This window comes from Streptomyces sp. JH14, from assembly GCF_029428675.1.
Taxonomy (GTDB): Bacteria; Actinomycetota; Actinomycetes; order Streptomycetales; family Streptomycetaceae; genus Streptomyces.
This window is the reverse complement of record NZ_JAJNEL010000001.1, coordinates 5,973,972-5,993,601: the sequence shown is the minus strand read 5'-3', so window position 1 is coordinate 5,993,601 and position 19,630 is coordinate 5,973,972. Positions and strand designations below refer to the sequence as shown.

Here is a 19,630-nt window from a genome sequence, read left to right as displayed (position 1 = left end):
CGCGGATCACCGGACCGACAACGGAGTGGGGCCTTGTACGCTGCGCCCATGACCGTGACGTATGTGATCGAAGGCGCCGAAATCACCGGCCTGGAGCGGTTCTGGCAGGTGATCGGCGAGGTGGTCAACGGCCCCGGCGGCTACTTCGGCCGCAATCTCGACGCTTTCGCGGACTGTCTGAGCGGCGGCATGGGCACGCCGGACGACGACGACTTCGTCATCGAGTGGCGCGACCACGCGCTCTCCGCCCGCGCCCTGGGGCACGAGGAGACCGCGCGTCGTCTGCGCGCCGCCCTCCCGCGCGTCCACCCCACCAACCGTGCCCGCCTCGAAGCCGACCTGGCCGAGGCCGAGGCCGGCCGGGGCCCCACGCTCTTCGACCACCTGGTGGAGATCATCACGGAGCGGACGCCGCCGGGCACACTGCGGCTGAGCTGATCCCTCCTGCCACGGGTGCCCCGTACGTCGAGTGGGAAGTGGTGCCATGGACCCACCCGCAGGCGCCGACCCCGAGGAGCCGTGATGCACGACGACCGCACACTGGTGGAGGGCCGTCTCGAACGGGCGCTCCACCAGTTCATCCGCCCTGCCCAGTACGGAGCCCGCACCCCCCTCACCCTCTCGGTGTGGCACGCACCGGGTGAACCGGTTCCGGTGGGGGAGGCGCTGAAGGCGACGTACGAGCCGTTCGGGACCGGCACCGAGTGGGGCAGCCCCTGGTCGACCAGCTGGTTCCGGCTGGAGGGAACAGTGCCCGGCGAGTGGACGGGCCGACGGGTCGAGGTGGTCGTGGATCCCGGCTTCTCCGGTCAGGGGCCCGGTTTTCAGGCCGAGGGGATGCTGTACGACTCCGGGGGCGTGCCCCTCAAGGGCGTCCACCCGCGCAACCGTCATCTGACCGTCGCGGACCCGGCTGCGGGCGGTGAGGAGGTCTCCCTGCTGCTGGAGGCCGCGGCCAACCCGGCCGTGCTGGAGCACGGCTTCGAGCCGACGCCGCTCGGAGACGTCCTGACGGCGGGCGACCGGCCGATCTACCGGTTCGCCTCCGCCGATCTCGCGGTGCTGAACGAGGAGGTCTGGCACCTCGTCCTGGACATCGAGGTGCTCTCCGAGCTCATGCACGAGCTGCCCGCCGACCGTTCGCGGCGCCACGAGATCCTGCGGGCGCTGGAGCAGATGCTCGACGCGCTGGATCTGCACGATGTGGCGGGTACGGCGACGGCCGGCCGGGCCGAGTTGGGCGAGGCACTGTCCCGCCCGGCGTCGGCGAGTGCGCACCGGATCTCGGCGGCCGGTCACGCCCATATCGATTCGGCGTGGCTGTGGCCGCTGCGCGAGACGGTACGCAAGGCGTCGCGCACGTTCGCCAATGTCACCGCGCTCGCCCAGGACTATCCGGAGCTGGTCTTCGCCTGTTCGCAGGCCCAGCAGTACGCCTGGGTGCGTGACCACCAGCCGCACATCTGGGAGCGGATCCAGCAGGCCGTGACGGACGGACAGTGGGCACCGGTCGGCTCGATGTGGGTGGAATCCGATGCCAACATGCCGGGCGGCGAGGCACTGGCGCGGCAGATCGTGCACGGAAAGCGTTTCTTCGAGGAGGAGTTGGGGGTGGAGACGGAGGAGATCTGGCTGCCGGACTCCTTCGGCTACACGGCGGCCTTCCCGCAGCTGGCACGGCTGGCGGGAGTGAAGTGGTTCCTGACGCAGAAGCTGTCCTGGAACCAGTCCAACAAGATGCCGCACCACACTTTCTGGTGGGAGGGCATCGACGGGACCAGGGTCTTCACCCACTTCCCGCCCGTCGACACGTACAACGCGCAGTTCCATGCGCGTGAACTCGCCCACGCGGAGAAGAACTTCGCGGACAAGGGGCGGGCGACCCGGTCCCTGGTGCCGTTCGGCTGGGGTGACGGCGGGGGCGGTCCTACCCGCGAGATGCTGGAGAAGGCGCGCCGGCTCCGTGACCTGGAGGGTTCGCCGCGGGTCGAGATCGAAAAGCCGTCGGCGTTCTTCGCGGCGGCCGAGGAGGAGTACGGGGAGCAGGCGCCGGTCTGGTCCGGTGAGCTGTATCTGGAGCTGCACCGGGCGACGTACACCACCCAGGCGAAGACGAAGCAGGGCAACCGGCGCAGCGAGCACCTGCTGCGCGAGGCCGAGTTGTGGGCCACGGCTGCGGCGCTCCGGACGCCCGGATACCGGTATCCGTACGAGACGCTGGACCGGGTGTGGAAGACGGTCCTCCTCCATCAGTTCCATGACATCCTGCCGGGCTCGTCGATCGCCTGGGTGCACCGCGAGGCGCGCGACACCTACGAGCAGGTGCGGGCGGAGCTGGCGGACCTGGTGGCGGACGCGGTGACGGCGCTGGGCGCGGCGGAGGGGCTCGTCGCGCTCAACTCCTCTCCGTATGACCGCACTCAGGTGATCGAGCTGGACGCGGAGGCAAGCGCGGTGCTGCCGTCCGGTGCTCAGGCGCAGCCGCTGGACGACGGGCGGACGGCAGTGCTCGCCAGGTCGCCGGGGCTGGGCGCGGGGCTGCTCGACGGATCGGCGGTGCCGGAGCGGGAGGCGGTGGCGAGCCGCACGGCGGACGGCGGATTCGTCCTCGACAACGCGGTGCTGCGGGTCACCGTCGACCGCGACGGGCTGATCGCGGCCGTCCGCGATCTCGACGCGCACCGCGAGGTCCTCGCCCCCGGCCACCGGGCCAACCTCCTCCAGCTGCACCCGGATCACCCCAATCACTGGGACGCCTGGGACATCGACCGGCACTACCGCCGCTCCCGCACCGATCTGACCGACGCCGACTCCGTCGAGCTGATCGAGGAAGGGCCGCTGCGGACAGCCGTGCGTGTGGTGCGGTCGTTCGGGAAGTCTCGCATCGTGCAGGAGATCCGGCTCGCCGCGGGCAGTCGGCAGGTCGACATCGACACCGAAGTGGACTGGCAGGAGTCGGAGAAGGTGCTCAAGGCGGCGTTCCCGCTCGATGTGCACGCCGAACGGTCCACGGCGGAGATCCAGTTCGGGCACATCCACCGTCCCACGCACGACAACACCGGCTGGGACGCGGCCCGATTCGAGATCTGCGCGCACCGGTGGCTGCGGGTCGCCGAGCCGGGGTACGGGATCGCGGTGCTCAACGACTCCACGTACGGCCACGACGTGACCAGGACCGCGCACGCCTCGGGTCTCGCCACGACCGTACGGCTGACGCTGCTGCGCGCCCCGCACAGCCCGGACCCGGAGACCGACCTCGGCACACATCGGTTCCGGTACGCGCTGGCACCGGGCGCGGAGGTCACGGACGCGGTGCGCGAAGGGCTCGCGCTCAATCTGCCGCTGCGGGCCGCAGTGGCACCGGTGGTGCCGTCGCTGGTCACCACCGGGCATCCGGCGGTGACCGTGGAGTCCGTCAAGCTCGCCGAGGACCGCAGCGGCGATGTGGTCGTCCGGCTGTACGAGTCGGCGGGCGGCCGGGCGGAGGCCACGCTCCGCGTCGGATTCCCCGTCGTGCGGGCGCAGATCACCGACCTGCTGGAACGGCCGCTGCACGAGGCGACGGCGGATGAGCACGGTCTCGTACTGGCGCTGCGGCCGTTCCAGATCCTGACGGTGCGGCTGACCCCGGCGTAAGGGGGCCGCCCCGCCCCGGGCCAGTGCAGTCGGGGGCGGGGCGGTCGCGGCCGGTGCGGTCAGGGACGGGGCACGTTCCGCAGGTTGGAGCGGGCCATCTGGAGCATCCGGCCCACACCGCCGTCCAGCACGATCTTGCTGGCGGAGAGCGCGAACCCGGTCACCATGTCCGCGCTGATCTTCGGCGGGATGGAGAGCGCATTCGGGTCGGTGACGACGTCGACCAGGGCCGGGCCCTTGTGCTTGAACGCGTCCTTGAGGGCGCCTTCGAGGTGCTTGGGCTTCTCGACCCGCACGCCGTACGCTCCGGCGGCCCGTGCGACCGCGGCGAAGTCCGGGTTCTTGTTGGTCGTACCGAACGACGGCAGACCGGCGACCAGCATCTCCAACTCCACCATGGAGAGCGCGGAGTTGTTGAAGAGGACCACCTTCACCGGCAGGTCGTACTGGACGAGGGTGAGGAAGTCGCCCATCAGCATCGTGAATCCGCCGTCGCCGGACATCGACACGACCTGCCGGTTCCGGTCGACGAACTGGGCGCCGATGGCCTGCGGCAGGGCGTTGGCCATCGAGCCGTGGCTGAACGAACCGATCACCCGCCGCTTGCCGTTGGGCGTCAGGTAGCGGGCCGCCCACACATTGCACATCCCGGTGTCGACGGTGAACACGGCGTCGTCGTCCGCGAGTTCGTCGAGCACCGAGGCGACGTACTCCGGATGGATCGGGACGTGCTTCTCGACCTTGCGGGTGTACGCCTTGACCACACCCTCCAGCGCGTCGGCGTGCTTCTTCAGCATCCGGTCGAGGAACTTGCGGTCCGTCTTGACCTTCACCTGCGGCGTCAGACAGCGCAGCGTCTCACGCACGTCGCCCCAGATCGCCAGATCCAGCTTGGACCGGCGGCCGAGGTTCTCGGGCCGCACATCGACCTGCACGATCTTCACATCGGTGGGCAGAAAGGCGTTGTACGGGAAGTCGGTGCCGAGCAGGATCAGCAGATCGCACTCGTTGGTCGCCTCGTACGCCGCGCCGTAGCCGAGCAGTCCGCTCATGCCGACGTCGTAGGGGTTGTCGTACTGGATCCACTCCTTGCCGCGCAGCGCGTGACCGACCGGGGCCTTCACCCGTTCGGCGAACTCCATGACCTCGGCATGGGCGCCCGCGGTGCCGCTGCCGCAGAACAGGGTCACGCGCTTCGCTTCGTCGACCATCCGGCGGAGCTTCTCGATGTCCTCGTCACCGGGGCGGACCGTCGGCCGCGCGGTGACAAGGGCGTGCTCGATCGACTTCTCCGGCGCCGGCCGGGAGGCGATATCGCCGGGCATCGAGACGACGCTGACCCCGCCTCGGCCGATCGCGTGCTGGATCGCCGTCTGGAGCAGCCGCGGCATCTGCTGCGGGTTGGAGATCATCTCGTTGTAGTGGCTGCACTCCTGGAAGAGCAGCTCAGGATGGGTCTCCTGGAAGTAGCCCAGACCGATCTCGCTCGAAGGGATGTGCGAGGCGAGGGCGAGGACCGGGGCCATCGAGCGGTGGGCGTCGTAGAGGCCGTTGATGAGATGCAGATTCCCGGGACCGCAGGAACCCGCGCAGGCGGCCAGGGTCCCGGTGATCTGGGCCTCGGCGCCGGCGGCGAAGGCGGCGGTCTCCTCGTGTCTGACCTGGATCCAGTCGACGGCGGCATTGCGGCGGACGGCGTCGACGACCGGGTTGAGGCTGTCGCCGACGACGCCGTACAGCCGTTTGACGCCGGCCCGGACGAGAATGTCGACGAACTGTTCCGACACGTTCTGCTTGGCCATGGGTGCGTGTCCTCTCCGCGCCGGCGGTGCGCTAGGAGTCCATCAACCCACGGCACGCACGGTTACGCCTCCCAGACGCCCACGCCCGTACGGTCGTCGGCGTACCCCTTCACCCGGAGCTGGGTGTCCGCGAGGAAGGCCGCCAGGCCGGGTGGCTCCCGGGGCGTCCAGCGTTCGGCGAGCTCGTCGGCGAGGGCGGGCTCGGCGCGCAACGGCTCGGCCAGACCGGTGCTGCACAACAGAAGCGTGTCCCCCGGTCGGGCCACCGAGGCCCGGAAGCGGAACGACTCCGCGGGAGGCGGGGGCGGCTGCTCGATGTACGGGGACGGGGGCGTGGTGATCCCCAGGTCCATGGTGAGCCGGTCGCCGTCGGGCCCGCTCTCCGGGGACGCGGATCCGAAGCCGACGACGGACTCCCCGGTGAGGGACCCGGGCGCCGGAACCTCCGGTTCGAGGTCCCGCCACACGCCGTCGCGCAGCCGGAAGAGCCCGCCGCCGCCCACTCCGAAGAAGACCCGGGTGCGGCAGTCGGGGTCGGCCGACAGCAGCAGGCAGCGCAGGCCCGCGGTGTACTCGTGCGGTTCGAGGCCCAGCTCGGCGGCGCGGGCGCGGAGCTTGCCGTAGCTCCGGTCGGTGAGGCGGTGCAGACCCGACTTGAGGTCGCCCCGGCGGCCTGCCCTTATGTCCTCGGCGAGCCGGGTGTGGCTGCGGCCCACGGCTCCGCCGATCCAGCGGCAGGCGTCGGCGGCTGCGAGATGGGCGCGCTCGGTGGCGCGGGCGCCGCCGGCGACGGCGACGAGCACAAGGGCGTTCTCGGCGGCACCGAAGCGGACGGTGAGCAGGGCGTCGCGCCGGGGCTCACCCCGGAACCGCGCGGAGTCCCCGCGCACGGAGGCGGCCCGCAGGGTGTAGGTGCCGTACCTCGCCCCGTCGAGCACGGTGTCCGGGACGAGCCCGTCGAGCTCCTGGGGGGCGGTGGCGGGCAGCGCGGTGGGCTCGGCGTCGTAGGTGGGTGGCCGGTCCCCCACGTATGTGAGCCCGGGGCGGCGGGATGCGCCGTCCGGGGCGGGGCCGGTGGACTCCGGGTCCGGGTCCGCATGGCGGGCCTCGGCGACAGGGGCGGCCACCGCCGGGGACGAGGAAGCCGCCGGGACATCAGCTCTCTCGGCAACCGACCGCCTGGGGAGCGGCGGTACCTGGTCGGGTGGCGCCGGGGGTGAAGGCGGTGCGGCCTCCGACGGTGGAACGGCGGGCGGGGGCGGGGCGGGGGCCGGCTCCGTGGCGAGCGGCGGCTCGGCAGCGGCGGGCGGCGGTACCTGGTCGGGCGGCGCCGGAAGCGCGGGCGGCGCATCGGCGATCGGTGGCACGGATGCCGGCGGATCGGCAAAGGTGCGTGGCCGTGGCACACCGCGCGGCGGCTCCCACGGGGCGCGCTCGGAATCCAGCGGCGGTTCCCACGGGGCGCACTCGGCCTCCGCCGGAGGCTCCCGGCGTGCGGGCGCCGGCACGGGTGGCTCGGACGGTGCCCGGGGCTCGGGCACCGTGACAACGGCCTCGCCCTGCCCGTCCTTGCGATCGGGACCGTCCCGCCTCACCGAACCCACCGTGTCCGAGGCCGAGTCGAAGCGGTCGTCGAGACTGTCGGGCGCGTCGGTCGACCCGGTGTCCGCGGCGGTTTCGTCGTACAGCCTGCGCCACCAGTCGTCCTCGTGGGCGGCGGGCCTCTCCCCCTGCTGACTCATGCCCTTATTGTCCACCCCAGGGGCCGTACGAAAACGGGTCATCCGGAAAAAAGAGGTCCGCCGGGCGACCCCACCCCCCACGGGAAGGACGCCCGGCGGACCGGTCATGGTGTGACCCGGGTCAGCGCACCGCGTATGCGTCGACGACGGTCTGGACGACGGAGTTGCCGTTGGCGTCCGTCAGTTCGGTCTTCAGCGTGACCGACTTGCCGGCCGCGTCCGCGTGGTTCACGGTCGCGGTCCAACGCCCGTTCTGCTGTGCGGTGGTGGCCTGGGTCCAGGTCGTGCCACCGTCGTACGAGTACGAGACCTTGGCCGCGGTCAGCTTGCCGGGGGTGTAGCCCGCGTGGCCGGTGACGCTCAGGCCGATCTTCTGATCGTCCTGCGCCGCCAGGGTCTTCATCCCGTCCGTCGCCAGGTCGTAGCCCGGGAAGAGGAGCGGGATGCCCTGGGAGTACGCGTTCTCGTCCCGCTTCGAACGGAATTTCCAGATGGTCTCGGTCTGGGTGGACCGCTTCCACACAGCCGCGGGCTGGCCGCCCTTGAACGTGACCATGGTGAGCTCGTACGGTGCGTCCTCGGCCGGCACCTCGAACACGCCGAACGGGACCCCGGTGCTGCCGAAGTTCTTGTCGCCACTGGTCAGCGTCATGTTGCCGAAGTCTCCGAAGGAGCCCTGGATACCGGCGTGCTCGGTGTCGGCCCAGAAGCCCGGGGCGACGCCGATCAGGTTGTCCTGACGCTCGGCGGCGAGCACCTCCTTGCCCTGGAGGTCGCGCGGAGTGGACGGGCCGACGATCCCCCGGTACCAGTTCTCCGTGCGCTGCGAGCCGGCCTTGTAGGTGCGGGCCGGGTCGACCATGGACTCGCCCCAGGGGAAGCTGGAGGAGACGAAGCGCTCCCAGGCGCCGTCGCCCGCCGAGTAGTACTCGGTGCGCTTGCCCGGGACGCCGACGGTGTCGAACGCGGCGGAGAAGCGCCCGCCGTACGGCCGGTCGAGGACGATCGAGTCGACATAGTCGGCTGCGACGCCCATCGCCTCGTACGTGGCGGTGGACTTACCGAGCTTGCTGTCACGGACCTTGTACGTACGGTCCGAGGTGACCGGGCCGGTCTCGGGGAAACCGAGGTTGTAGACGAACGGGCTGGCGGCGGTGGCCTTCCAGCGCAGTGCCACGGGGCCGTCGGCCAGGGCGGCGGTCAAACCGGCGGCCTCGCTCGCCTCGACTGCGAGGGACGGCAGCGGCGCCGCCCCGAAGCCGAGATTCGGCAGCCATGTGCCCGCGGACGGCCGGTACACGATCATCGCCTTTGCGCCGGCGGCCTTGGCGTCCCGCGCCTGGACGGTCATGTACCCGTCGTCGGCGACCTTCACCAGAGCGATCTTGCCCTCGACACCGGCGGCCTTCAGCTCGTCCGGAGTGCCGGTGCCCGCGTCGACCAGCGCGGCCTCGCCCGTACCGTCGAGGTTGACGGCGCCGGTGCTCGCCGTCTGCGGGTGCAGCTCGGCACCGCCGACGACCGAGAGCTTCTCGATCTGCGGGGCATACGCACGCCAGAAGCTGGCGAACTCGAAGTCGCCGTCACTCGCCCGGCCCTCGATGTCGGCGAAGTAGTTCTTGACGATACGGCTGCCGGTGACGGAACCCGAGTGCAGCCAGGTGTCGTCCCAGCTGCGGCCGAAGGTGAGGGTCGTGGAGCGGTTCTCGGACGTGTGGTCCTCGGTCTTCACCTGGATCCGGTGGGCCTTGCGGGCGTCCAGTACCAGGGTGGTGTCCTTGGTGACGTTCAGCTGCGGCCTGGCGAGGTAGCCGACGGACTCGACCATCCTGCCGGTGGCGTCCTTCGGGTCCGGCGACGTGACGAAGCTGGAGACGAAGTACGCGCCGGGGCGCACCTGGTACACCTGGTCGGCCGCACCGTCGTTGAAGCGGCGCTCACCGGTGGCGGTGTCGGTGCCGATGACGTCCAGCGAGGAGGAGCCCGCGGCGGGCTTGCCGGTGCGGTCGATGAGCTTGACGCGCAGGGTGACCGTCTCGGCGCCGACGTACAGCGAGAACGGGGTGGAGACCTTGACACCGTCGGCGCCGGTGGCCAGCACGCGCCCGGTGACATCGCCGTACTGGGCGGCCTTCAGCTGCGCGGTCGGGTCGATGTGCAGCGGGACCTCGACGGTCGCTCCGGCCGGCACGGTGACACTGCTCGCATCGAGCCTGGCGACCGAGGAGCGGACCTCCGAACCGTCGTTGCCGGTGACACCCTGGACCTTCAGCGACAACTTCACCGGCTTGTCACCGGAGTTGGTGTACGGGACGTCGACCGTGGTGCGGTCGCTCTTGTCCTGCGGCCAGTTGAACGTACCGCCCTGGACGGCGGCGGCGCCGACGACGGTGGTGTCGATGGCGGCCTTCACGTCGAGGCGGCCGCCACCGGTCTCCCGTACGTCGCCGGGGATGTCGCTCTTCGCGGACGACACGAGGGCCGCCTTGATCTGCTGGGCGGTCCAGTCCGGGTGACGCTGCTTCACGATGGCGGCGGCGCCCGCGACATGCGGGGTGGCCATCGACGTACCGGACATCGTCCGGTACGCGTACACCCCACGGCCACCGGCCGCAGCGGCCGAGATGTTGACTCCCGGGGCGGCGATCTCGGGCTTGAGGGTGTGCGAGCCGATCGCAGGTCCGCGGCTGGAGAACTGGGCCGTGGAGTCGTCGCGGTCGACGGCGCCCACGGTCAGCACGCTGGGGGCGCAGCCGGGCGAGGAGACGGTGTTCAGCGTCGGGCCGGAGTTGCCGGCCGCGATGACGAACAGGGTGTCCTTGCTCTGGGCGAGTTCTTCGGCGGCGACGCTCATCGGGTCGGTGCAGTCGGTCGGCGTCGGGCTGCCGAGGCTCATGGAGACGACGTCGGCCTTCTGGTCGACGGCCCACTGCATACCGGCGATGATCCAGGACTCCGCGCCGGAGCCGCTGTCGTTGAGGACCTTGCCCGCAAGGAGGTCGGCGCCGGGGGCGACGCCCTTCTTCAGGCCGTCGCTGGCCGCGCCGGATCCACCCACAGTGGAGATGGTGTGCGTGCCGTGGCCCTGCCGGTCGTCGGTGGTGTCGGAGTCGGTGAAGTTCTCCGAGGCGGCGATCCGGCCCTTGAGGTCGGGGTGTTCGGCGTCGACACCGGTGTCGAGCACGGCGACCTTGGTGCCCTTGCCGTCGTAACCGGCGGCCCACGCGAGGTCGGCGCCGATCTGCTTGGTCGACTTGTCGAGAGTGGCCTGAACCTTGCGGTCGAGCCAGAGCTTCTTCAGACCGGAGGCCGAGCGCGAGCGGGTGTTGGTGACGTCCGACCAGAAGTCGGCGGCCTTCCCCTTGTCCGCCTTGAGTGCGACGCCGTCGATGGCGTCCAGTGCCAGTCCGCGCTTCGCGCCGCGCGGGGTGACGGGCGCCGAGCGGGCCACGTCGGTGCCGTACACGGCGATCAGCGGCAGCGACGTGCTGCTCGCGTCGTCGTAGCCCTGACGGATCAGCCCGGTGACGTTGAACAGCTCCTCGTCGACCGTTCCCGCAGCGAGCGCCTCGGTCGCGGTGTCCGGGTAGACGTACAGGTCCTTCCCGGCCTGCCGGGTCTGTACGAGCGGAACGGTGCCGTCCTCGCGCGGCAGCGCGGTGGCGGACGCCGTCCCCGAACGGTCCGTGCTCACCAGCACCTTGTCCCCGGTGACCAGGGTGACGGTGACCGGCTTGCCGCCCTTCGAGGCAGCGGCAGCGGTGGACGCCGCGCTGCCGGTGAGCGGTCTCGTCGCAGCGGGCTCGTCCGGTGGCGCGGCCACGGACGGCGCGACCACGGTGGCGGCCAGGACGGCGGCGGTCGCCGCTCCCAGCGCCGTGCGTGATATCGGGCGCATCGCACTCCCCAGGTGAATCCGGAAGAAAGCCACGCAAAGGCCTTGTTCCCGGAGGTTGTTGGTACAGCGGTGGCGCCACATTGGCAGAGGTGCGGGCGATACAGGGATGATGTCTCCGGCGGGTTTGCGCCGTGGCAAGTTCCCGCCACGGCAGGTCGGCCGAAGAGTGCGCAACGATGCGGAAATGATGCGTCCGGGGAGGGGTCCGAGAGTGCTGGGAGCCATAGGTCTCGACGAGAGGCAGGAGTCCGCGTACCGCGCGCTGGTCGCGGTGGGGGCGGCGGAGGTCAACGACCTAGCGCACCGGCTGGGGCTCCCCGAGTCGGACACCGAGCGGACGCTGCGCCGGCTGGAGCAGCACGGGCTGGCCGCCCAGTCGTCCGCCCGCACCGGGCGGTGGGTGGCGGCGCCGCCCGGGGTCGCCCTGGGGGCGCTGCTCACCCAGCAGCGCCATGAGCTGGAGCAGGCGGAGCTGGCGGCGGCGCTGCTCGCCGAGGAGTACCGGGCGGATGCCGCCGAGCCTGCCGTGCACGACCTGGTCGAGGTGGTCACGGGCGCCGGCGCGGTGGCGCACCGCTTCCATCAGTTGCAGCTGGGAGCGGCGAACGAGGTGTGCGCCCTGGTCACCGGGAACCCGATCGCGGTCAGCGGTCTGGAGAACGAGTCCGAGGAACGGGCCGCCACCCGGGGGGTGTCGTTCCGGGTGGTGATCGAGCGCGAGGTGCTCGCGCTGCCGAGCGGGATCCTGGAACTGTCGGCTGCGCTGAGCCGGGACGAGCAGTGCCGCGTCGTCGACCGGGTGCCGACCAAGCTGGTCATCGCGGACGCCTCGCTGGCCATGGTGCCGCTGACCAGCCGTGGCGCCGAACCCGCGGCCCTCGTCGTCCACGCCTCCGGTCTGCTGGAGTCGCTGACGGGGCTCTTCGAGGCGGTGTGGCGCGAGGCCATGCCCCTGCGGCTCGGCGAGAGCGGCTGGGCGCAGGAGACCACGGTGGGCCCCGACCCGACCGACCTGGAGATACTGTCGCTGCTGCTGGCCGGGCTGACCGACGCGAGCGTGGCCAAGCAGCTCGATCTGGGACTGCGCACCGTACAGCGCCGGGTGAAGGGGCTGATGGAGCTGACCGGGGTGTCGACGCGGCTGCAACTGGGCTGGCACGCGTACGAACGGGGATGGGTGGCCCGCGGGTCACGATCGTGAGAGGTGCGGCGCCGATACGGCTCTGAGCTGCGCCGACGCCTTTCGCCGGGGCCTTGCTGACGGGCGGGACCAGCCGGACTCCGGCAGGCTGGTGAGATGGGTGTGTGGCAGCTCGTTGCCGTTGGCCTGGTCATGTTGCTCGGCCTGGTCGGCGTGCTGGTGCCGGGCGTGCCGGGGCAGGCGATCGTCTGGGCCGCAGTGCTCTGGTGGGCACTCACCGACAGGACCCCGGTCGCCTGGGGCGTACTGATCGGAGCCACGGCGCTCCTGCTGCTGAACCAGGCGCTGAGGCCGCTGCTGCGGCCCCGCCGCCCGCGCGAGACCGGGGCGCCGCGCAAGACGCTGATGCTGGGCGGGATCGCCGGGATCGTGGGGTTCTTCGTGGTGCCGGTGGTGGGCGGGATCGTGGGATACGTCGGGGCGATCTACGGCGCGGAGCGGCTGCGGCTCGGCAGCGGCGGCGCGGCCCGGGCCTCGCTCCGTTCGGTGATGCGGGCCACCGGCTACTCCGTACTCGTCGAGCTGCTCGCATGTCTGCTGGTGACCGGAGCGTGGCTGGGCGCTGTGATCCGCGGTTGACCACCCGAACCCCTTCCTGATGAACATGAGGGTGAATACCGTCCAGATCGATGGCAACACATCGGATCTCTCTCGCTCTATTGACGCCAGGATCGACCCTGCCTACCTTCCGTGAAGTAATAGCTCGGATGAATTGATGCGCCTGCGTACGAGTTGCCAGGAGATGCCTTGCCCACAGCACCGGACCCTTCCCGCGCGCCCCGCACTCCCCGGACGACCTCCTCGTCGCCGTCCCCGTCCCGAAGAACCCTTCTCGCCACCGGCACCGCGCTCGGCGGCGCCCTGGCGGTGGGTGGCGCGGCCTTCCCCGCCCGGGCGGCCGCCCCGGCCACCGAGCCGGCCGCCCCCGCCGCGCCCGTCGTGCACTCCCCCGATGACAGCTGGCGCACCGTCCTCGACGACGCCGACCTGCTCTGGCAGAAGCTGCCGACGACGTGGTACGAAGGCCCGTACCTGGGCAACGGCCGCCTCGGCTCCGGCATCTACGCCGAACCGGGCGCCACGACCACGGCCGTCCGTTTCAACGTCCAGCACTCCGAGGTCCAGGACCACCGCCCCGAGTTCGGTTCCCTCTTCGGTCTCGCCCGCCTGCCGATCGGCCACTTCACCCTGGAACCGGCCGGCGCCATCACCGGCATCGAGTGGTGGATGCGCCTGCGCACCGCCGAGCTCGAAGGCACGATCACCACCACCGCGGGCACCCTGAAGCTCCGCGCCTTCGTCCACTCCTCCAGCGATCTGCTCGCCGTCGACATCACCCCGAGCGAGGGCGAGCAGGGCTTCCGCTGGGTCTTCCACCCGGCCGACGCCATCAGCCCACGTGCTGACTTCAAGCCTCTGCCGGACGGATACACGGGCAACCCGCCCGCCGTCGTCGAGCAGCACGGTGAGGTGACCGCCGCCGTCCAGCCGCTGCTGGCGGGCGGCCAGCACGTCACCGCCTGGCGGGAGCGCACCAGGGGCGACAGCCGCACGCTGTACGTGACCGTCACGCACTCCCACCCGAAGACGACCGCACGTGACCGCGCGCTGCGTACGGTCAAGGCCGCCTCCGCCCTCCCGTACGCGCTGCTCGCCACCCCGCATCGCACCTGGTGGGACCGGTTCTACCGGAAGAGCTTCCTGTCTCTTCCGGACGCCCGGCTGCAGCGTTTCTACTGGATCCAGCTCTACAAGACGGCGTCGGCGGCCCGCAAGGACGCGCCCGTGATGGCGACCTCGGGCCCCTGGCTGGAGCCCACCCCGTGGCCGAACACCTGGTGGAATCTCAACGTCCAGCTGGAGTACTGGCTGATCCACGGCTCCAACCACCTGGAGCTGGACGCCGTCACCCGCGCCCTGAGCGAGTTCCGGGACCAGCTCTCCCGCGAGGTCGCGGCCCCCTACCGGGCGGACTCGGCCGGCATCCCACGCACCACCGACCCTCAGCTGGTCAACGGCGCGTCCGTGACCGACGGCGGCTACGGCGTCGGCATCCCCGGCCAGGACCCGCCCACCCCTGAGGTCGGCAATCTCACCTGGGCGCTGCACAACGTGTGGCTCTCCTACCGGCACACCATGGACGAGGCGATCCTGCGCGACACGCTGTTCCCGTTGCTGCGCAAGGCGGTCAACTACTACCTGCACTTCCTGGCGCCCGGTACGGACGGCAAGCTGCACCTCCCGGCGACGTTCTCCCCCGAGTACGGCGTCAACGCCCCCGACTGCAACTACGACCTGATGCTGCTGCGTTGGGGCTGCCGCACCCTGCTCGACTCCGCCCGGCAGCTCGGCGTCCACGACCCGCTGACGGCCCGCTGGCAGGAGGTGCTGGCCAAGCTCGCGCCCTACCCCGTCGACGCCAACGGGTTCATGATCGGGGCCGGGGTTCCGTTCGCGAAGTCGCACCGCCACTACTCGCACATGCTCGCGGTGTACCCGCTGTACGAGCTGACGGGTGCGACGCCCGACGAGCGCGCCCTGATCGAGAAGTCCCTCGCCCACTGGGTGGGCTTCGAAGGCGCCCTGCAGGGCTACACCTTCACCGGTGCGGCCTCGATGTCCGCGCTGCTCGGCAAGGGCGAGGACGCACTGAAGTACCTCGGCCAGCTGATGAGCCGCTTCATCCAGGCGAACACCATGTACAAGGAGTCGGGCCCGGTCATCGAGACCCCGCTCTCGGCGGCCCAGTCACTGCACGACATGGTGTGCCAGTCCTGGGGCGGCACGATCAGGGTCTTCCCCGCGCTGCCGGCCGCCTGGCGGGAGCTGACCGTCCACGACTTCCGTACCCAGGGCGCGTTCCTGCTCAGCGCGGTACGGGAAGAAGGCCGGACCCGCTGGGTGCGGGTGACCAGCGAGGCCGGCGCCCCCTGCGTCGTACGCCACGGCATGGACGGCCCGATCGAGATCCGGGACCGCCACGGACGGCCGGTGAAGTACGAGGAGGTGGCGGACGGCACGGTGCGGATCGGCCTGCTCAAGGGCGACTCGGCGCTGATCACGGCCGAGGGCGACCGCCCGGACCTCACGATCCGTCCTGTCGTCCCGAACGCGGCGGCGCCGCGTTGGGGGCTGCCGGTCTGAGCCGGCCCGGTCGCAGGCCGTAGGCCGTGGGAACACCGTCCGACGGATCGGACGGTGTGGGGGTGGGGCAGGCGCACGAGGCCGATGCCGGGACACATCCGGCGAGGCCGAGCGCGCCTGCCTCCTCCGGCGGGACCGATGTCACCGGCACTCCAGATGACGCACGGCGTACGAGCGCCAGGGCCGCCACCGCTGCGACCCGGGGATCCCGTCGGGATCCACATCGGGATCGCCGAGCGCACGCATCCTGATCAGCGCCGCGGCCGCCGGGCCGATCCCCGGAAGCCGCAGCAGCCCCCGCTCGGCCTCGTCACGGTCGGCCCCGGCATCGAGCCGTACGGATCCGTCGGCGAGCGCGGCCGCCAGTGCCCGCAGTGCCGGGTCGTCCACCGCGCCGGCCAGCACGCCCGGCTCCGGGAACAGATGCGTCAGCCCGCCGGAGGGCGCGTCCAGGACCTTCCCGTACGTCTCCACGAGCCGCTCGGCGGCAGCCCGGCCCACCAGCGTCCTTACGGCGAACTCCTCGGGGTCCGCGGCGCCCGGCGACCGCAGCCCGCGGCGGGCCGCGACGCGCGGCGCCAGCCCCGGGTCGGCGCCGAGCCGCTCGTCGACCGCGTACGGATCGGCGTCCAGGTCGAAGAGCCGGCGCAGCCGCTGCACGGCCGTGGTCAGATCACGCAGGTCCGTGAGGTGGATCCTGGCGTCCAGCCACGCCCCGGCGGACCGTTCGTCGACAGCGACGATCCCTGCGCCGTACGGCAGCCGCAGGGTGCGCCGGTAGGTGCGGGCGCCGGCCCCGCCGGTGATCTCCTCGATGCGGGCGACCGTCTCGCCGGCCAGCAGATCGAAGACCTCCCGGGCGGCGTACGGACCCCGGTGGGCGAGCCTGAGCGGGATCCCGGTCCGGGTCGCCTCCCGTACCGCCGCGCCCAGCCCGGTCCCGGCCTCGGCCCGCAGGGCGCTCGGCGTACGGGCGTAGATCCGCCGGATCGTGTCGTTGAACTGACGCACGCTGGCGAAACCGGACGCGAATGCGATCTCGGTGACGGGCAGCCCCGTCGTCTGGAGCAGCACCCGTGCGGTGTGGGCCCGCTGGGCGCGGGCGAGAGCGACGGGCCCGGCGCCCAGCTCGGCATTGAGCTGTCGCTGCACCTGACGCGAGCTGTAGCCGAGCCGGTGGGCGAGACCGGGCACGCCCTCCCGGTCGACCACACCGTCGCCGATCATCCGCATGGCGCGGCCGACGACATCGGCCCGCGCGTTCCATTCCGCGGACCCGGGGACGGCGTCCGGGCGGCAGCGTCTGCACGCCCGGAAGCCGTTGGCCTGGGCAGCGGCGGCGGTCGGGAAGAACCGGACGTTCTTCCGCTTCGGGGTGACGGCGGCGCAGCTCGGCCGGCAGTAGATGCCGGTGGTCTCGACGGCGAAGAAGAACTCCCCGTCGAAGCGCGCGTCGCGGCTGCTGACCGCCTCGTACCTGGTCCGATCGTCCCGCACATGGTCGCTCACACCGACCAGTGTGCGCCCCCGCGCCAGGGCCTTCTCGCGGTTTTCGGACGTCGACCAGGGCCCCGGCAGGGCCCCGGCGCTACCGCACCCGGCCCTGCTTCGCGTCCATGGCCGCCCGGCCCTCGGCGCCCCTGCGCTTCCACTCGCGCTGGATCTCGGAGCGCACCCGGGCATCCGTCTTGGCGACAATGCGCTGGTTCTCGCGCAGCAGCTTGCGGAAGCTGTCGAGACGCCGCTCGGAGAGCGCACCGTCCTCGATCGCGGCGAGGACCGCGCAGCCGGGCTCGGAGCTATGGGCGCAGTCGTGGAACCGGCACTGCCGGGCCAGGTCCTCGATCTCCGAGAAGACCTGGCCGACGCCGGTCTCCGCGTCCCAGAGACCGACCCCGCGCAGTCCGGGGGTGTCGATCAGTACGCCCCCGGTGGGCAGGACCAGCAGGTTGCGGGTCGTGGTGGTGTGCCGGCCCTTGCCGTCGACGTCACGCGCGGCCTGCACCTCCATCACGTCCTCGCCGAGCAGGGTGTTGGCCAGGGTCGATTTGCCCGCACCGGACACCCCGAGCAGCACGCTCGTGCCGCCCGAGACGATGGCGCCCAGCACATCGAGCCCCTCCCCGGTGGCGGAGCTGACGGGCAGCACCTGCACGCCGGGCGCGATGGCCTCGACGTCCTGGACGAGGTACGACAAGGTAGCCGCGTCCGGCACCAGATCGGCCTTGGTCAGCACCACGAGCGGCTGCGCGGCACCGTCCTCCGCGGACGTCCCGTCCCGCAGCAGGGCGTCGCCGCTGGAGCTGGACATGGCGAGCGCGAGGAAGCGCTCCACCCGCCCGAGGTCGAGCTCCACGGCGAGCGAGACACAGATGGCGATGTGGTCGACGTTGGTGGCGAGCACCTGCCCCTCGGAACGCTGCGAGGACGTCGAGCGCACGAAGGCAGTACGCCGCGGCAGCAGCGTCCGTACGAACTGCGGGTCACCGTCGGGGTCGACGGCGACCCAGTCGCCCGTGCAGACGATCCGCATCGGGTCGCGCGGCACCACGAAAGCGGTGTCGGCGCGCACGGTGCCGTCGGGGGTGACGACATCGCACTGACCGCGGTCCACCCGCACCACACGCCCGGGCAACAGCCCCTGTGCGGCGTACGGGGCGAACTCGGCCGCCCAGGCGTCGTCCCAGCCGTACGGGGACAGCGGATGCGAGGAGGACGGAACGGAGGAGGAAAACGGGGAAAGCGGGGAGAAAGACAAGGGAAACCCTTCACAGGGTGGCCCCGGCAGCGCGCTCGGGCGCGGAGAGGTACGAAGAAGGTCAGCCGGCGACCACGGGGGTGGGAACGATGCACTTCTGGTTGTGGGCAGCGCCCATCGCAACGACAGTCATCAATGTCCTCACCTCCTGGTTCACGCACGAGCCGGCACCGGAGGCCGACCCGCCGTCCGGAACGCTCCACACGATAGCCCGCAGCCGCCCGACGGAGTCAACTCATTTATTCGCCGGGTTTGTCCCCAGGTCTCCCTCGATCAGGTGATACGTGTGCACAACGACCGGTCCATGGCCGTTAGGGTGCCGAGCATGACCTCACCCCAGACCGCCACCGGCGCGTTCACACAAGCCCAGTTGGGCACTCTCACCGTCATCGGATGGAGCGGCGAACACCCCGCGGGCGGACGCGATGCCGCCTTCCTGCTCGTCTACTCGCTGGGCGACGGGTCGGACGGCCCTGCCGCCGGTGAGGCCGCGATGCGCGTGGCCCTGGAACGCAGCGGACTGCCCGTCGGCGCCGGTCCCGTGAGAGCCGCCGAGACGCCGGGCCTACCGGTCAAGCTCCTGGTCCAGGCCGGCCAGGCCGTGCTGACGCTGCCTCACTTCACCGCGCAGTACACGGTTCCGCCCCAGTGGCTGGCCGCGGCCCGTGACCACGGCGAGGTGCACGCGATGTTCGCCACCCGCCCGTGGCCGGCGGGGGCGCCGGGGCGCCCGGTCGACGAAGAGCTGCTGCGCTCCTTCGCCGCCGACCCGGAGGTCATCATGACCTCCGCGCACTGCGTCCTGCCGGTGCGCTCCCTGGGCTGATCCGCCCCGCGCCGGTACACCGATGCCCACCGCCCCCCGTTGAGCGGTGGGCATCGTCGTGCGCGGCCCGACATGGGAGTGCGAGTGGCCCGGGGCATTCCCCTGGACCACCCGCACCTCACGCAGCGTCAGTTGTTGGCGACACCGTTGCCGGAGAACAGCGGGATGTTGTCCAGGATGTGCGACAGAGCCTCGTCACCCTTGGCCTGCGTGGAGCTCTCGGTGCACTGCTGGTTCTGCGGCGAGGACAGGACGTTGATGTCCTGGATCGCAAGGCTACCGAGGTAGCCGCCCAGCGCACCGCCGTTGACCTTGCCCGGCAGGGCGATGCAGGGCTTGTTCAGCGAACCCTGGATCAGACCGATCTGCGGACTCCAGTCACCACGGGTCGAGGAGTTGCCGAACGCCTGCGAGGAACCGTTGCCGTTGACCGACGTGATTCCCTGGTCGTCGCCGGTCGCCATGGCCGCGGGGGCCGCGGCAGCAGAGAGACCGACCAGGGATACGGCCACAGCCGCGCCGGCCATCATCTTCTTCATCACGCTTCACCTTTCAGAGCGCCCCGTTCTGGAACGTACTGATCAACCCGCTTACGCAACCGCCGGTTCCGCAATTCCACTCAA

12 protein-coding genes are annotated in these 19,630 nt (G+C 71.3%); 6 read left to right on the top strand and 6 right to left on the bottom strand.

Annotated elements, in window-relative coordinates; translation table 11 throughout:
• Positions 1–48 precede the first annotated feature (48 nt).
• Positions 49–438, top strand: a complete 390-nt coding sequence (locus LRD69_RS26965; RefSeq protein ID WP_277329130.1) for a barstar family protein — start codon at positions 49–51, stop codon at positions 436–438.
• Between the two features lie 84 nt (positions 439–522).
• Entirely contained in the window at positions 523–3,636 is a 3,114-nt protein-coding gene (locus LRD69_RS26960) for a glycoside hydrolase family 38 C-terminal domain-containing protein (protein ID WP_277329129.1), read from the top strand.
• 59 nt (positions 3,637–3,695) lie between these two features.
• On the opposite strand, the gene LRD69_RS26955 is transcribed toward LRD69_RS26960, so the two are convergent.
• The 3 genes from LRD69_RS26955 to LRD69_RS26945 form a co-directional block, all read right to left on the bottom strand.
• Complete coding sequence (locus tag LRD69_RS26955) at positions 3,696–5,438, bottom strand: pyruvate dehydrogenase (protein WP_277329128.1); 1,743 nt, start codon at positions 5,436–5,438, stop codon at positions 3,696–3,698.
• A 62-nt stretch (positions 5,439–5,500) separates the two neighbouring features.
• Positions 5,501–7,180 carry a protein phosphatase 2C domain-containing protein gene (locus LRD69_RS26950; RefSeq protein ID WP_277329127.1) on the bottom strand — a complete coding sequence of 560 codons (1,680 nt, stop codon included), beginning with the start codon at positions 7,178–7,180 and terminating at the stop codon, positions 5,501–5,503.
• 121 nt (positions 7,181–7,301) lie between these two features.
• Positions 7,302–11,078, bottom strand: coding sequence for a S8 family serine peptidase (locus LRD69_RS26945; protein WP_277329126.1), 3,777 nt, complete (start codon positions 11,076–11,078; stop codon positions 7,302–7,304).
• Positions 11,079–11,289: 211 nt separating this feature from the next.
• Here LRD69_RS26945 and LRD69_RS26940 point away from each other — a divergent pair, with 211 nt between their 5' ends.
• The 3 genes from LRD69_RS26940 to LRD69_RS26930 all read left to right on the top strand — a co-directional run bounded on the left by LRD69_RS26940 (position 11,290) and on the right by LRD69_RS26930 (position 15,423).
• Positions 11,290–12,279, top strand: a complete 990-nt coding sequence (locus LRD69_RS26940; protein WP_277329125.1) for a LuxR family transcriptional regulator — start codon at positions 11,290–11,292, stop codon at positions 12,277–12,279.
• Positions 12,280–12,375: 96 nt separating this feature from the next.
• Positions 12,376–12,858 carry a DUF456 domain-containing protein gene (locus LRD69_RS26935; protein WP_277329124.1) on the top strand — a complete coding sequence of 161 codons (483 nt, stop codon included), beginning with the start codon at positions 12,376–12,378 and terminating at the stop codon, positions 12,856–12,858.
• Positions 12,859–13,026: 168 nt separating this feature from the next.
• The gene (locus tag LRD69_RS26930; protein ID WP_277329123.1) at positions 13,027–15,423 is read left to right on the top strand and encodes a glycoside hydrolase family 95-like protein; all 2,397 of its coding nucleotides are present in this window, start codon (positions 13,027–13,029) and stop codon (positions 15,421–15,423) included.
• Between the two features lie 141 nt (positions 15,424–15,564).
• Here LRD69_RS26930 and LRD69_RS26925 read toward each other — a convergent pair whose 3' ends face one another.
• Together LRD69_RS26925 and rsgA are read right to left on the bottom strand one after the other, a co-directional pair.
• Complete coding sequence (locus LRD69_RS26925) at positions 15,565–16,920, bottom strand: DNA-3-methyladenine glycosylase 2 family protein (RefSeq protein WP_277329886.1); 1,356 nt, start codon at positions 16,918–16,920, stop codon at positions 15,565–15,567.
• A gap of 91 nt (positions 16,921–17,011) precedes the next feature.
• Positions 17,012–18,181, bottom strand: coding sequence for a ribosome small subunit-dependent GTPase A (gene rsgA / locus LRD69_RS26920; protein ID WP_277329122.1), 1,170 nt, complete (start codon positions 18,179–18,181; stop codon positions 17,012–17,014).
• A 325-nt stretch (positions 18,182–18,506) separates the two neighbouring features.
• On the opposite strand from rsgA, the gene LRD69_RS26915 reads away from it, so the two are divergent.
• A complete protein-coding gene (locus tag LRD69_RS26915) occupies positions 18,507–19,007 on the top strand; it encodes a DUF5949 family protein (protein WP_277329121.1) in 501 nt (166 codons plus the stop codon).
• A 128-nt stretch (positions 19,008–19,135) separates the two neighbouring features.
• Here the strand turns inward: LRD69_RS26915 and LRD69_RS26910 are convergent, their stop codons facing one another.
• Positions 19,136–19,549, bottom strand: coding sequence for a rodlin (locus LRD69_RS26910; protein WP_277329120.1), 414 nt, complete (start codon positions 19,547–19,549; stop codon positions 19,136–19,138).
• Positions 19,550–19,630 lie beyond the last annotated feature (81 nt).

Excerpts from the sequence above, each read along its gene's own strand:
- LRD69_RS26950 (WP_277329127.1), bottom strand. The coding sequence starts at position 7,180 with ATGAGTCAGCAGGGGGAGAGGCCCGCCGCCCACGAGGACGACTGGTGG.
- LRD69_RS26945 (WP_277329126.1), bottom strand. The coding sequence starts at position 11,078 with ATGCGCCCGATATCACGCACGGCGCTGGGAGCGGCGACCGCCGCCGTC.
- LRD69_RS26935 (WP_277329124.1), top strand. The coding sequence starts at position 12,376 with ATGGGTGTGTGGCAGCTCGTTGCCGTTGGCCTGGTCATGTTGCTCGGC.
- LRD69_RS26965 (WP_277329130.1), top strand. The coding sequence starts at position 49 with ATGACCGTGACGTATGTGATCGAAGGCGCCGAAATCACCGGCCTGGAG.
- LRD69_RS26915 (WP_277329121.1), top strand. The coding sequence starts at position 18,507 with ATGACCTCACCCCAGACCGCCACCGGCGCGTTCACACAAGCCCAGTTG.
- LRD69_RS26960 (WP_277329129.1), top strand. The coding sequence starts at position 523 with ATGCACGACGACCGCACACTGGTGGAGGGCCGTCTCGAACGGGCGCTC.
- LRD69_RS26955 (WP_277329128.1), bottom strand. The coding sequence starts at position 5,438 with ATGGCCAAGCAGAACGTGTCGGAACAGTTCGTCGACATTCTCGTCCGG.